This window comes from Alloalcanivorax marinus (assembly GCF_016785095.1).
GTDB classification, from domain to species: Bacteria; Pseudomonadota; Gammaproteobacteria; order Pseudomonadales; family Alcanivoracaceae; genus Alloalcanivorax; species Alloalcanivorax marinus_A.
Window position 1 is genome coordinate 271,231 of record NZ_JAEKJB010000008.1, and the last position, 12,016, is coordinate 283,246.

The following is a 12,016-nucleotide window of genomic DNA, read 5'->3' on the forward strand; positions in this document are numbered from 1 at the left end:
GCCGGTAGCGCGGTGAGCGCGCGTTGGGACGTGATTATTTGGGGCGGTTGTCGAAGACGTGTTTGGCTTTGCCTTCGGAGCGGGCCAGGGTGCCGGGGGCGGCCAGGTCCACTTTGGTGCTGATGCCGATGTGGGTTTTCACCCGGTGCTGCAGCTCCTTGACCACTTCCACGGTGAGGGTTTCGGCCTGGGGCGCGGCTTCCGGTTTCAGTTCCACGCGCACGGTGACGTGGTCCAGGTTGCCTTCCTTTTCCACGTGGATTTCGTAGTGCGGGGCCAGGGCCTCGATCTTGAGAATCTGCTCTTCCACCTGGGTGGGGAACACATTGACGCCACGGATGATCAGCATGTCGTCGCTGCGGCCGGTGATCTTGTCGATGCGGCGCATGGGGCGGGCCTGGCCGGGCAGCAGCCGGGTCAGGTCGCGGGTGCGGTAGCGGATGATCGGCAGGGCTTCCTTGCTGAGCGAGGTGAACACCAGCTCGCCGTATTCGCCGTCGGGCAGCACTTCGCCGGTTTCCGGGTTGATGATCTCCGGATAGAAGTGGTCTTCCCAGATGGTCGGGCCGTCCTTGGTTTCGATGCATTCCATGCCGACGCCGGGACCCATCACTTCGGAGAGGCCGTAGATGTCCAGGGCGTGGATGCCGAGACGCGCTTCCAGCTCCTCGCGCATGGTCTGGGTCCAGGGCTCGGCGCCGAAGATGCCCACCCGGAGGCTGGAGGCTTTCGGGTCCAGGCCCTGGCGCTCCATCTCGTCGGCGATGTTAAGCATGTAGGAGGGGGTGACCATGATGATGTCCGGCTTGAAGTCGTTGATCAGCTGGACTTGTTTCTCGGTCTGTCCGCCGGACATGGGGATCACGGTGCAACCCAGACGCTCGGCGCCGTAGTGGGCACCCAGGCCGCCGGTGAACAGGCCGTAGCCGTAGGCCACGTGCACCTTGTCACCGGCATGGCCGCCGCCGGCGCGGATCGAGCGCGCCATCACGTCGGACCAGACGTCGATGTCGTTCTGAGTGTAGGCCACCACGGTGGGTTTGCCGGTGGTGCCGCTGGAGGCGTGCACGCGCACCACTTCGCGCATGGGCACCGCCACCATGCCGAACGGGTAGTTGTCGCGCAGGTCATTCTTCACCGTGAACGGAAAGTGCCGCAGGTCGTCCAGGCTACGCAGGTCGTAGGGATGCACGCCGGCATCATCGAAGCTCTTCCGGTAGAAGGGCACGTTGTTGTAGGCGTGGGTAAGACTCCAGCGCATGCGGTCGAGCTGCAGCTCGCGGAGCTGGGCAACGTCGCTCATCTCCACCGAGTCGAAACGGTTCTCAAGGTTGAATGGCATATCCATCTCCGCCTCTCTTTATTCTCTAATGAATGGGCGCGCCGCGCCCGGCTGCGTTGCTTCAGATTCTTTCGATGATCACCGCGATGCCCTGGCCAACGCCGATGCACATGGTGCACAGGGCGTAGCGGCCCTGGCGGCGCTCCAGCTCGTGGAGGGCGGTGGTGATCAGGCGCGCGCCGCTCATGCCCAGGGGATGGCCCAGGGCAATGGCGCCGCCATTGGGGTTCACATGCTCGGCGTCGTCCGGCAGGCCCAGCTCACGGAGCACCGCCAGGGACTGGGACGCGAACGCCTCGTTCAGCTCGATGACATCCATATCGGCCAGCTTCAGGCCGGTGGTGGCCAGCACTTTTTGCGTGGCCGGCGCCGGGCCGATGCCCATGATGCGCGGTTCCACCCCGGCGGTGGCCATGCCCAGCACCCGGGCGCGGGGCTTCAGGTTCCAGCGTTGCGCGGCGGCCTCGCTGCCCATCAGCAGGGCGCAGGCGCCGTCGTTGACGCCGGAGGCGTTGCCGGCGGTGACGCTGCCGCCTTCGCGGCGGAACGGCGTCGGCAGTTTGGCCAGCGCCTCCAGGGTGGTCTGCGGACGCGGGTGTTCGTCGTCGCGGACGATCAGCGGGTCCTGCTTACGGCGCGGCACGCTCACCGGCACGATCTCGTCGGCGAAGGTGCCGTCGGCCATCGCCCGGCCGGCCTTCTGCTGGCTGCGTACAGCAAAGGCGTCCTGGTCCTCGCGGCTGATCTTGAACTGCTCGGCCACGTTCTCGGCGGTTTCCGGCATGGAGTCGATGCCGTACTGGTCCTTCATCAGTTTATTGACGAAGCGCCAGCCGATGGTGGTATCGAAGATGTCCGCCTGGCGGGAAAACGCCTGCTCCGCCTTGCCCATCACGAACGGCGCCCGGGACATGGACTCCACGCCGCCGGCGATCATCAGCTGCCCTTCGCCACAACGCAGGGCGCGGGCGGCGCTGCCCACCGCGTCCATGCCGGAGCCGCACAGGCGGTTCAGGGTAACGCCGGGCACGTCCACCGGCAGGCCCGCCAGCAACGCACTCATGCGCGCCACGTTGCGGTTGTCCTCGCCGGCCTGGTTGGCGCAGCCGTAGAACACATCGTCCACGGCGCTCCAGTCCACGTCCGCGTGACGCTCCATCAGCGCCTTCATGGGAATCGCGCCCAGGTCATCGGCGCGCACGGCGGCCAGGGCGCCGCCGTAGCGGCCCACCGGGGTACGGATGGCGTCGAAAATCAGTGCGTCGCTCATGCGTCGCTCTCCTGTTCATGAATCACCGGGCCACGGATTTTGTAGGACTTGCCACGGAACAAAGCCACCAGCTCGCCGTCGCCGTTGGTGACGCGCACGTCGTAGACGCCGGTGCGGCCCTTGCGGGTCTGTTCCCTGGCGTCGGCGGTGAGGGTGTCGCCCAGCTTGCCCGGTGCCACGTATTCAATGGAGCAGCCGGAGGCCACGGTGGCTTCGTTATAGGAATTACAGGCGAAGGCGAAGGCGGAATCCGCCAGGGTGAAAATATAGCCACCGTGGCAGGAGTCGTGCCCCTGGATCATGGTCTCGGTGATCGGCATGGTGAGTACGGCGTGGCCCGGCGCCACACTCTGTACTTGCATGTTCAGGGCCTGGCTGGCGCGGTCACGGGCGTACATGGCGTCGGCGCATTGCCGTGCCAGGGCGCCGGCATCCACCGTGGCGGAGGACTCGGGCATGGTACTGCTCTCCCTGGGGACCCCGGCGCCAGAACCGCCAAGGCCCCTCTGCGTATGTATTTATTGACTTATTGGCCCGAGAATTTCGGGCTGCGTTTTTCCATGAAGGCGGCGACGCCTTCCCGGTAATCGGCGGTGCGGCCGGCCTGGCGCTGCAGGTCGCGCTCCAGGTCGAGCTGGGTGTCCAGATCGTTGGTGCCGCTTTCGTTAAGCGCCTGCTTGATCAACGCCAGCCCACGGGTGGGCTGGGTCGCCAGATGGGCGGCCAGGCCGGCGGCCTCGTCGCGCAGGGCCTCGTCGTCCACCACTTGCCAGATCAGGCCCCAGGCCTCGGCCTGCTCGGCGCTGAGCTTATCGCCCAACATGGCCAGACCCTTGGCCCGGGCCAGCCCCACCTGCCGGGGCAGCTGCCAGGTGCCGCCGGAATCCGGCACCAGGCCGATCTTGGCGAACGCCTGGGTAAAGCTGGCGGAGCGTGCCGCCAGCACCAGGTCGCAGGCCAGGGCGATGTTGGCGCCGGCACCGGCGGCCACGCCGTTGACCGCGCACACTACCGGTACCGGCAGGGCGGTAAGGGTGCGGATCAACGGGTTGTAGTACGTCTCGATGGAATAACCCAGATCCGGCATCTCGGCGCCCGGCGCTCCGTCCTTAGGAGAAACAGCGCGGTCGGACAGATCCTGGCCGGCGCAGAAGCCACGGCCGTTGCCGGTGAGCAGCAGCGCCCGACAATCGCCGGCTTCCACCGCCGCCTGCACCTCGGTAAGCGCCTGACGCACTTCCTGATGCATGGCTTCGTTGAAGCTGTTGAGCCGATCCGGACGGTTCAGGACCAGGGTGGCCACGCCGTCGCGGAGCGAGAATTCAATGGTGTCGTAGGCCATGGTACGCCTCTGTGCTGGCAGTGACTGGCTGACGAAAAAGCGGCCGCCCACGGCGAGCCGCGACCTGGTAACGAGCATAGCCCAAACATGACACCAGTCAATACATAGTTATCCAATTCATGTATCGCATTTAGATTAACTAGAAAACATCTACGCCACTTCTCAACCTAATTTTCCTTTTTTATCAGCCGGTTAGCGAAACCCTTAACGGGCACTCTCTAGTGTTACAAAACTGCCTGTTTGCTCGCCCTTTAGAGGTCATGTAGCTTAATCGGCCACCCCGTCACGGCCTTCGGGCCCGTTTTCCTGGAGATTTCCCCATGCCCTGTTACCAGCTTGAAGGCATCACCCCCGTGATTCACCCGGACGCCTATGTGGACCCCACCGCCGTGTTGATCGGCGACGTGATCGTGGGCCCGGACTGCTACGTGGGCCCCTGCGCCAGCCTGCGCGGCGACTTCGGCCGCTTGATACTGGAGCGCGGCGCCAACCTGCAGGATACCTGCGTGATGCACGGCTTCCCCGGCACCGACACCATCGTCGAACAAGACGGCCACATCGGCCACGGAGCGGTGCTGCACGGCTGCCGCATCGGGCGCAATGCCATGGTGGGCATGAACGCGGTGATCCTGGATTACGCGGAGATCGGCGAATCTTCCATCGTCGCCGCCGGCGCCCTGGTCAAGGGCCGCTTCAGCTGCCCGCCGCGCTCCATGGTGATCGGCGCCCCGGCGGTGGTGAAGCGCGAGCTCAGCGAGGAAGAAGTGCGCTGGAAATACGAAGGGACCCTGGAATACCAGGAGCTGGCGCGCCGCTACCAGCGAGCCATGAAGCCCTGCGATCCACTCACCGAAATGGAAGCGGACCGCCCGCGCATGCAAACCAACAAGATCGCGCCGAAGGGCGAGAAGGCGGCGGGGTAAAAGCTGCAACATGTTCGCGTAGGAGCGACTTCAGTCGCGATGCCGTCCAGGCCGAACGCCAGGGCGGATCGCGGCTGAAGCCGCTCCTACATTGTGCCGGCGGGATTGCGCCGATGAGGTGGTGCCGGCGGGGTGGTGCCGGCGGGGTGGTGCCGGCGGGGTGGTGCCGGCGAGCGTGTCAGTCGAGGCCGCCGAAGCGCTGGTAGAAGCCGTCCCCGGCCTCCGGCAGCGGGCCCTGGGCGGTTTCGGCGTGCTGGCTGATCCAGGTTTCCGCGCCCTGGCCGGTGAGCCGGTAGAGGTTGCGGGCCAGTTGCCGGGCGGCGCGGCCTTCCCAATCGGCGGGCAACAGCTCGTCGGGTAACAGCGGATCGCGCAGCAGTAGTTTCCTGTATTCGTGGATCAGCAGGGTGCGCGCCAGGAAGCACTCCTTGGGAGACAGGTTCTTCTCCTTGCGCATCTGGTTCCACAGCGGACGGAACTGATTCAGAAACTCGCCATACCCCTCGGCCAGCTGATCCAGATTCCAGGCCTCGCGCACCAGGCGGCGCAGGGGCCGGGTGGCGAATTGATCCACGGTGTCGGTCTGGAACAGAATGACGTCATCCAAAGCGCCCAGCTCCTGGAGGGAGGCGTTCAGCTCGGCCCGATCCACGCCCGGGTGCGCCAACACCGTGGGCGCGAAGGCGCCGAAGCCCATCCATTCCAGCTCCTGGCGCACATCACGACGGCGGTCAGCGTCCAGCTGGTTGAGCACCACCAGGGTCCAGGCACCGTCCCAGGCCGGCTGGCCTCCGGAGTAAACGCGCTTGAAGGCTTTTTCGAAGCGGCGCCGCCCGGCGCCGGTGAGGCCGTAGTAGCTGCGCCGGCCCACCTTCTCGGCGATCAGCCAGCCTTCGCGGGTGAGGCGGAACACGGAGGTGCGCACCAAGCGCTGATTGACGCCCATGGGCGCGAGCAGCTCGATCAGGCTGCCCAGCCAGACGGTGCCGCCCCGGGGCACGATGGCATCCCCGAACACGGTGATGATCAGTGAGCCGGTGCGCAGCGGGCGGCGCTGTTGAAAGCGTTTGATCAGCGTTTCCAGATGATCGGACTGCAGGTCCAAAACCCTACCCCCATTGCCGGAACGGTCCCTCGAAAAGATTCGACATACTACCAAACGGCCCATCTGTATGACACAAACAACACACGAATTCCACGCTAAATCGGGGACTTGGCGGCATAGGTCCACTTTTATGACACATTAAACGCCGTATTGACTTGCATGCCGTATCGCTTTATACCTGTGCCTATCGACGGGCCCGATGGGACAACAGAGGCCCGCATAAGAACAACTGGCATACGCTCAAAAGGTGCGATAATGAAAAGAACGCTGAAACAGCTGGCCGCTGGCGCGGTCACCGCCCTCGGTCTGACCCTGGCCACCGTGCCCGCCCAGGCCGCGGACACCATCCGAATCGGCTCCTTCCTTTCTGTTACCGGACCGGCCTCCTTCCTCGGCGATCCGGAATTGAAAACCCTGGAGTTGTACATCGACAAGATCAACGAACGCGGCGGCGTGCTCGGCAAACAGCTGGAGCTGATCCACTATGACGACGCCGGTGACGCCTCCAAGGCACGCACCTTCGCCAACCGCCTGCTGCGCCAGGACCGCGTCGACCTGATCGTCGGCGGCTCCACCACCGGCGCCACCATGGCGGCGGTGCCGCTGATCCAACAGGCCGGCGTGCCGTTCATCTCCCTGGCCGGCGCCGAGACCATCACCACCCCGGTGAAGAAATGGGTGTTCAAGACCCCGCAGTCCGACCGTCAGGCAGCGCGCCGGATTCTGATGGACATGGAGGAACGCGGCCTCACCAAGATCGGCCTGATCTCCGGCACTGGCGGCTTCGGCGCCTCCGGTCGCAACGTGACCAAGGAAGAGGCCGGCAACTTCGGCATCGAGATCGTTGCCGACGAGACCTACAACCCGAAGGACACCGATACCACCGCCCAGCTCACCCGCATCCGCAACACCGACGGCGTGCAGGCGATTCTCAACTTCGACTTTGGTCAGGGCCCGGCGATCGTGACCCGCAACTACGCGCAACTGGGCATTGATCTGCCGTTCTACCAGTCCCACGGCGTGGCCTCCGACAGCTTCCTGGAACTGGCCGGCGACGCCGCCGAAGGCCTGCGCCTGCCCGCTTCCGCGCTGCTGGTGGCGGACAAGCTGCCGGAATCCGATCCCCAGTACGAAGTGCTGAACCGCTACAAGAGCGACTACGAAAGCCGCTATGACGAGTCGGTTTCCACCTTTGGCGCCTACGCCTACGACGGCCTGCAACTGGCCATCCAGGCGATCAACAAGGCCGGCGGCACCGACAAGGCCAAGGTGCGCGACGCGCTGGAAAGCATCGACGGCGCCGTGGGCGTCACCGGCACCTACCGGATGAGCGCCGAGGACCACATGGGCCTCGACGCAGAATCCTTCCGCATCCTTCAGGTGGAGGATGGCGACTGGGCGTTGACGGAATAATCCCAAGGCCGAATCGCGACTGACGCCGCTCCTACCGGGCCGTGCCTGCCTGGCACGATGTAGGAGTGACTTCAGTCGCGATCCTCCGCCCCAGCCCCGTCCCCCGCCGCCCTCCTCCCACGACCATCCCGGGCAGAATCATGTTCAGCGAATTTTTCCAGTTCACCTTCTCGGGGATCACCCTGGGCGCCATCTATGCGTTGGTGGCCCTGGGTTTCACCCTGATCTACAACGCCAGCCACGTGATCAACTTCGCCCAGGGCGAATTCCTGATGATCGGCGGCATGGGCACCGTGGTCCTGATGGACGCCGGCGTGCCGATCTACTTCGCCATCCCCCTGGCCATCGCCATGGCCGGGGTGGCCGGCATCCTGCTGCACCGCCTGGCCATCGCGCCGGCCAAGAACGCCGACGTAGTGACGCTGATCATCATCACCATCGGCGCCTCCATCTTCCTGCGCGGGCTGGCGCAGGTGTTCTGGGGCAAGGAATACCATGCCCTGCCGAATTTCAGCGCCACCGAATCGATCAGCCTGGGCGGCGCCACCCTGCTCACCCAGAGTTTGTGGATTCTCGGCATCGCCGCGGTACTGGTCACCGCCCTGGGGCTGTTCTTCACCCGCACCGCCCTGGGCAAGGCACTGTTGGCCACCTCCATGAACAAGGACGCGGCCAGCCTGATGGGCATCAAGACCAGCGCCATCCTGATGATGGCGTTCGGCATCTCGGCGGTGATCGGCGCCGCCGCCGGCGTGATCGTGGCGCCCATCACCCTGACCTCCTATGACATCGGCATCATGCTCGGCCTGAAAGGCTTCATCGCCGCCGCCATCGGTGGCCTGGGCAGCAGTACCGGCGCCATTCTCGGTGGCCTGCTGCTGGGCCTGGCCGAAGCCTACACCGCCGGCTACATCTCGTCGGATTACAAGGACGCGGTGCCGTTCGTGATCATTCTGGCCATCCTGTTCTTCCTGCCCAACGGCCTGCTGGGCAGCCGCGCCGTGGAGCGAGTGTAATGAGCGAAGCGATTCCGCACCGTCCATCCCGGGTCCGGGCGCCCGCCAAATGGCCGGGCCTGCTGGCCCTGGCCGTGGTGTTGCTGGCGCTGCCGCTGTTCGCCGGCAACGACTACCACTACGACCTGATGATCAAGATCGCCCTGACCGCCGCCGTGGCGGTGGGCCTGAATCTGCTGGTGGGCTACGCCGGCCAGATCAGTCTGGGCCACGCGGCGTTCTACGCCGCCGGCGCCTACGGCAGCGCCCTGCTGGTGCAGAACCACGGGATCACGCCGGTGCCGGCCATGCTGCTGGCCGCCGCCGGGGTCGCGGTGCTGGCCTGGCTGGTGGGCAAACCGATCCTGCACCTCAAGGGCCATTACTTGTCCATGGCGACCCTGGGCCTGGGCGTGATCGCCGCCATCGTGCTCAACAACGAGGACCAGCTCACCGGCGGGCCGGACGGCCTGCCGGTGGCGCCACTGAGCGTATTCGGCCATGAGCTGAGCGTGTTCGGCAGCTATGATCTGTTCGGCCTCACCATCACCGGCACCCAGGTGTGGTACGGCATCGCCGCCGGCTTCCTGTTTCTGTCGGTGCTGTTCGCGTTGAACCTGATCGACTCGCCCCTGGGCCGCGCCCTGCGCGCCCTGCACGGCTCGGAGATCGCCGCCCAGGTGGCCGGCGTCGACACCGGCAAATTCAAGCTGCGGGTGTTCGTGATCTCCGCCGTCTACGCCAGCCTGGCGGGCAGCCTGTACGGCTACTATGGCGGCTTCATCACTCCCAACATCGCCTCGTTCACCCACTCCATCGAGCTGATCACCATCGTCGTGCTGGGCGGCATGGCGTCCACCTACGGGGTAATCCTGGGCGCCGCCATCCTGCTGCTGATTCCGCAGTTCCTGACCGGTTTCCAGGAGCTGGAGATGGTGCTGTTCGGCGCCATTCTGATGGCGGTAATGATCTTCATGCCGCGCGGCCTGGTACCGACCCTGGCGCGCCGCTTCCAGAAGGAGGCCCCATGACCGCATTGCTTTCCGTGGACCAGCTGGGCAAGGAATTCGGCGGCGTGCACGCCGTGGAGGACCTGAGCTTCCAGGTGGAAAAAGGCCGCATCCATTCCATCATCGGCCCCAACGGCGCCGGCAAGACCACCCTGTTCAATCTGATCACCGGGCTCTACCAGCCCAGCAGTGGCAGCGTGCATCTGAACGGCCGCAGTCTGGCCGGCCACCAGCCCCACGAACTGGCGCCGCTGGGCATGTGCCGCACCTTTCAGAACCTGCAGATCTGCATGAATATGACGGCCCTGGAAAACGTCATGCTGGGCCGCCACCGGCACCTCAAACAGGGCACCTTCACTTCCCTGTTCAAGCTGCCTGCCCTGCGCCGGGCGGATCAGCAGTGTCGCGAGGAATGCGCTGAGCTGATGGAGTTCGTCGGCTGCGGCCAGTATGTCCAGCACCACGCCTCGGCGATGCCCTACGGCGCCCTCAAGCGTCTGGAAATCGCCCGCGCCCTGGCGTCCTCACCGGACATCCTGCTGCTCGACGAACCCGCCGCCGGACTCAACCGCAACGAAACCGACGCCCTGCGCGACGTGATCCGCCGGATCGCCGACCGGGGTATCACGGTGGTGTTGGTGGAACACGATATGAAACTGGTGATGAGCATTTCCGACCAGGTACTGGTGCTCTGCTACGGTCGCAAGCTGGCCGAGGGCACCCCGGAGGAGATCCGCGCCAACCCGGACGTGATCGACGCCTACCTGGGCAACCGCAATCCCCGCGAGGAGGCCACCGCATGAACGCCACCCTCTCCACGCCCGCCGCGCCCCGGAGTGAACAACGGTCGCGTGCCTTCGACGACGGCGCCACCCCCGGTGAACGCGCCGACGGCGGCGCCGGCCCCATCGCCGAGGGCGACACGCCCCTGCTGGACCTGAAGGGTATCCGCACCGGCTACGGTCGCATCGAGGCCCTGCACGGCCTGGACGTGGCCATCCACCCCGGCGAGACCGTGGCCCTGGTGGGCGCCAACGGCGCCGGCAAGTCCACCCTGCTGAGGGTGATCTCCGGCCTGCAACCGCTCACCGCCGGCACCGTCACCTTCGACGGCGAGGATCTGAACCGGCGCAAGGCCGCCGACCGGGTTCACCGCGGCATCGTTCAGGTGCCGGAAGGACGCCAGGTGTTCGCTGGCCTGTCCGTGGAGGACAACCTGATGCTGGGCGCCTTCAGCCGCCGCCGCGACAAGGGCGTGGCCGACGACCTGGAAGCCATGTACCGGCGCTTCCCGATCCTCAAGGAAAAGCGCCGCCTGCACGCCGGCAATCTGTCCGGCGGCCAGCAGCAGATGCTGGCCATGGGCCGGGCACTGATGGCGAAACCGCGCCTGCTGCTACTGGACGAACCGAGCATGGGCCTGGCGCCGCTGATCATCGAGGAGATCTTCGCCATCATCACGGAACTGAAACGCGAAGGCATCACCATCTTCGTGGTCGAGCAGAACGCTTCGGAAGCCCTGGCCATCGCCGATCGCGGCTATGTGCTGGAAACCGGCGACATCGTCGCCACCGGCAGCGGCGAGGCGCTGCTCAACGACGAGAGTGTGAAGGCCGCCTACCTGGGCGGCTGACCCGGCGGGCATTGAGCCCGCCCCGATTATCGAGCAGGCGCCGCGCGGGCCACCGCCGCGGCGCTTTTTTTTGCTTCGCGGTCAGGCCGGGGGCGGGCTACAAGGCAGGATGCAGCGGGCTACCTCATCGAGCACCGGGTCGCGCCGATCGGCCTTGCGGGTCAGCAGGGAGAAGCGCACCACCGGCGCCGTGTCCGGCAGCCTGTGCACGTCCACCCCCTTCAGCCGCCGCGGATCCTCGCCGGGCAGGATCATCACCGCGGCGCCGAAGCCCGCCGCCACCATGGCGGAGATCGCCTGGGGAGACTGCAGTTCCAGGGTCGGCGCCGCCGCCTGGAAATAATCACCGGCGATCTTCCGGGACAGCCGGCCAAGCACCGTGTCCCGGTCATAACCGACCCAGTCCAGTTCCCGGAGCCGCGCCCTGTTGCCGCCGTAGCGCACCCCGCAGGGGGTCATCAGGTAGAAGGGTTCCTCACGGATCAACCGCCAGCTGAGTTGTTTGCGGCGGGCGCCGTCCGGCTCCGCCACCACCGCCGCGCCGATCTCGCCGGTCTTGACCGCCTCGATCAGATCCCGGGAGCGCCCGGGCACGCAGCGGATCAGGATGTCATGCCCCCGGTCGCGCAGGGTCCGGTACAGCGTCGGCAGCACCGACGGCTGCATCATCCTCACCACGCCCAGCGCCACGCAGCCGCCCAGTGCATCCCGGTCGCCGCCTTTCATTTCAAGAAGGCAGTCCACCGTCGGCCGGATCCGGTCGCTCAACTCCAGGGCGAACCGGGTCGGGCGTACGTGCTGCCCGGAGCGATGAAACAGCGCCTTCCCGAAATAGCGCTCCAGGGATTTCATTTGCATGCTGACCGCGCTGGGCGTGACATGCACCGCCTTCGCCGCCATCGCGAAGCTGCCGGTATCGATGGCTTTCTGAAGCGTGATGAAAAAATCGATCTTCATGGGTTCAGCTCCGCACTAAGGCCCGG

General features: G+C 65.8%; 12 protein-coding genes. 6 read left to right on the forward strand and 6 right to left on the reverse strand.

What is annotated here, in order from left to right:
* Positions 1–34: 34 nt before the first annotated feature.
* The 4 genes from paaK to paaG all read right to left on the reverse strand — a co-directional run bounded on the left by paaK (position 35) and on the right by paaG (position 3,954).
* Positions 35–1,342, reverse strand: coding sequence for a phenylacetate--CoA ligase PaaK (paaK, locus tag JF515_RS08275; RefSeq protein WP_203103008.1), 1,308 nt, complete (start codon positions 1,340–1,342; stop codon positions 35–37).
* Between the two features lie 61 nt (positions 1,343–1,403).
* Positions 1,404–2,612 (reverse strand): 3-oxoadipyl-CoA thiolase, encoded by a 1,209-nt coding sequence (pcaF, locus tag JF515_RS08280; protein WP_203103009.1) that lies wholly within the window; start codon positions 2,610–2,612, stop codon positions 1,404–1,406.
* Positions 2,609–3,070 carry a hydroxyphenylacetyl-CoA thioesterase PaaI gene (paaI, locus tag JF515_RS08285; protein ID WP_203103010.1) on the reverse strand — a complete coding sequence of 154 codons (462 nt, stop codon included), beginning with the start codon at positions 3,068–3,070 and terminating at the stop codon, positions 2,609–2,611. The genes pcaF and paaI overlap by 4 nt, the downstream gene beginning before the upstream one ends.
* 68 nt (positions 3,071–3,138) lie before the next feature.
* Positions 3,139–3,954 carry a 2-(1,2-epoxy-1,2-dihydrophenyl)acetyl-CoA isomerase PaaG gene (gene paaG, locus JF515_RS08290; RefSeq protein WP_203103011.1) on the reverse strand — a complete coding sequence of 272 codons (816 nt, stop codon included), beginning with the start codon at positions 3,952–3,954 and terminating at the stop codon, positions 3,139–3,141.
* Positions 3,955–4,274: 320 nt separating this feature from the next.
* On the opposite strand from paaG, the gene JF515_RS08295 reads away from it, so the two are divergent.
* Complete coding sequence (locus JF515_RS08295) at positions 4,275–4,877, forward strand: phenylacetic acid degradation protein PaaY (RefSeq protein ID WP_203103013.1); 603 nt, start codon at positions 4,275–4,277, stop codon at positions 4,875–4,877.
* 178 nt (positions 4,878–5,055) lie between these two features.
* Here the strand turns inward: JF515_RS08295 and paaX are convergent, their stop codons facing one another.
* Complete coding sequence (gene paaX, locus JF515_RS08300; protein ID WP_238400940.1) at positions 5,056–5,982, reverse strand: phenylacetic acid degradation operon negative regulatory protein PaaX; 927 nt, start codon at positions 5,980–5,982, stop codon at positions 5,056–5,058.
* Positions 5,983–6,237: 255 nt separating this feature from the next.
* Between paaX and JF515_RS08305 the strand changes: the two genes are divergently transcribed.
* From JF515_RS08305 to JF515_RS08325, 5 genes are all read left to right on the forward strand, one after another.
* Complete coding sequence (locus JF515_RS08305; protein ID WP_203103024.1) at positions 6,238–7,395, forward strand: ABC transporter substrate-binding protein; 1,158 nt, start codon at positions 6,238–6,240, stop codon at positions 7,393–7,395.
* 140 nt (positions 7,396–7,535) lie between these two features.
* Entirely contained in the window at positions 7,536–8,411 is an 876-nt protein-coding gene (locus JF515_RS08310) for a branched-chain amino acid ABC transporter permease (protein WP_161384917.1), read from the forward strand.
* Positions 8,411–9,421 (forward strand): branched-chain amino acid ABC transporter permease, encoded by a 1,011-nt coding sequence (locus tag JF515_RS08315; RefSeq protein ID WP_203103026.1) that lies wholly within the window; start codon positions 8,411–8,413, stop codon positions 9,419–9,421. Before JF515_RS08310 ends, JF515_RS08315 begins: the two co-directional genes overlap by 1 nt.
* Positions 9,418–10,203, forward strand: coding sequence for an ABC transporter ATP-binding protein (locus tag JF515_RS08320; RefSeq protein WP_203103028.1), 786 nt, complete (start codon positions 9,418–9,420; stop codon positions 10,201–10,203). Before JF515_RS08315 ends, JF515_RS08320 begins: the two co-directional genes overlap by 4 nt.
* The gene (locus tag JF515_RS08325) at positions 10,200–11,033 is read left to right on the forward strand and encodes an ABC transporter ATP-binding protein (protein ID WP_238400941.1); all 834 of its coding nucleotides are present in this window, start codon (positions 10,200–10,202) and stop codon (positions 11,031–11,033) included. Before JF515_RS08320 ends, JF515_RS08325 begins: the two co-directional genes overlap by 4 nt.
* A gap of 81 nt (positions 11,034–11,114) precedes the next feature.
* Here the strand turns inward: JF515_RS08325 and JF515_RS08330 are convergent, their stop codons facing one another.
* Positions 11,115–11,990 (reverse strand): LysR family transcriptional regulator, encoded by an 876-nt coding sequence (locus JF515_RS08330; RefSeq protein ID WP_203103030.1) that lies wholly within the window; start codon positions 11,988–11,990, stop codon positions 11,115–11,117.
* Between the last annotated feature and the right edge of the window lie 26 nt (positions 11,991–12,016).

Coding starts and splice junctions, on each gene's coding strand:
- JF515_RS08325 (WP_238400941.1), top strand. CDS start 10,200: ATGAACGCCACCCTCTCCACGCCCGCCGCGCCCCGGAGTGAACAACGG.
- pcaF (WP_203103009.1), bottom strand. CDS start 2,612: ATGAGCGACGCACTGATTTTCGACGCCATCCGTACCCCGGTGGGCCGC.
- JF515_RS08315 (WP_203103026.1), top strand. CDS start 8,411: ATGAGCGAAGCGATTCCGCACCGTCCATCCCGGGTCCGGGCGCCCGCC.
- JF515_RS08320 (WP_203103028.1), top strand. CDS start 9,418: ATGACCGCATTGCTTTCCGTGGACCAGCTGGGCAAGGAATTCGGCGGC.
- JF515_RS08305 (WP_203103024.1), top strand. CDS start 6,238: ATGAAAAGAACGCTGAAACAGCTGGCCGCTGGCGCGGTCACCGCCCTC.
- JF515_RS08330 (WP_203103030.1), bottom strand. CDS start 11,990: ATGAAGATCGATTTTTTCATCACGCTTCAGAAAGCCATCGATACCGGC.
- paaG (WP_203103011.1), bottom strand. CDS start 3,954: ATGGCCTACGACACCATTGAATTCTCGCTCCGCGACGGCGTGGCCACC.
- JF515_RS08295 (WP_203103013.1), top strand. CDS start 4,275: ATGCCCTGTTACCAGCTTGAAGGCATCACCCCCGTGATTCACCCGGAC.
- paaK (WP_203103008.1), bottom strand. CDS start 1,342: ATGCCATTCAACCTTGAGAACCGTTTCGACTCGGTGGAGATGAGCGAC.
- paaI (WP_203103010.1), bottom strand. CDS start 3,070: ATGCCCGAGTCCTCCGCCACGGTGGATGCCGGCGCCCTGGCACGGCAA.
- JF515_RS08310 (WP_161384917.1), top strand. CDS start 7,536: ATGTTCAGCGAATTTTTCCAGTTCACCTTCTCGGGGATCACCCTGGGC.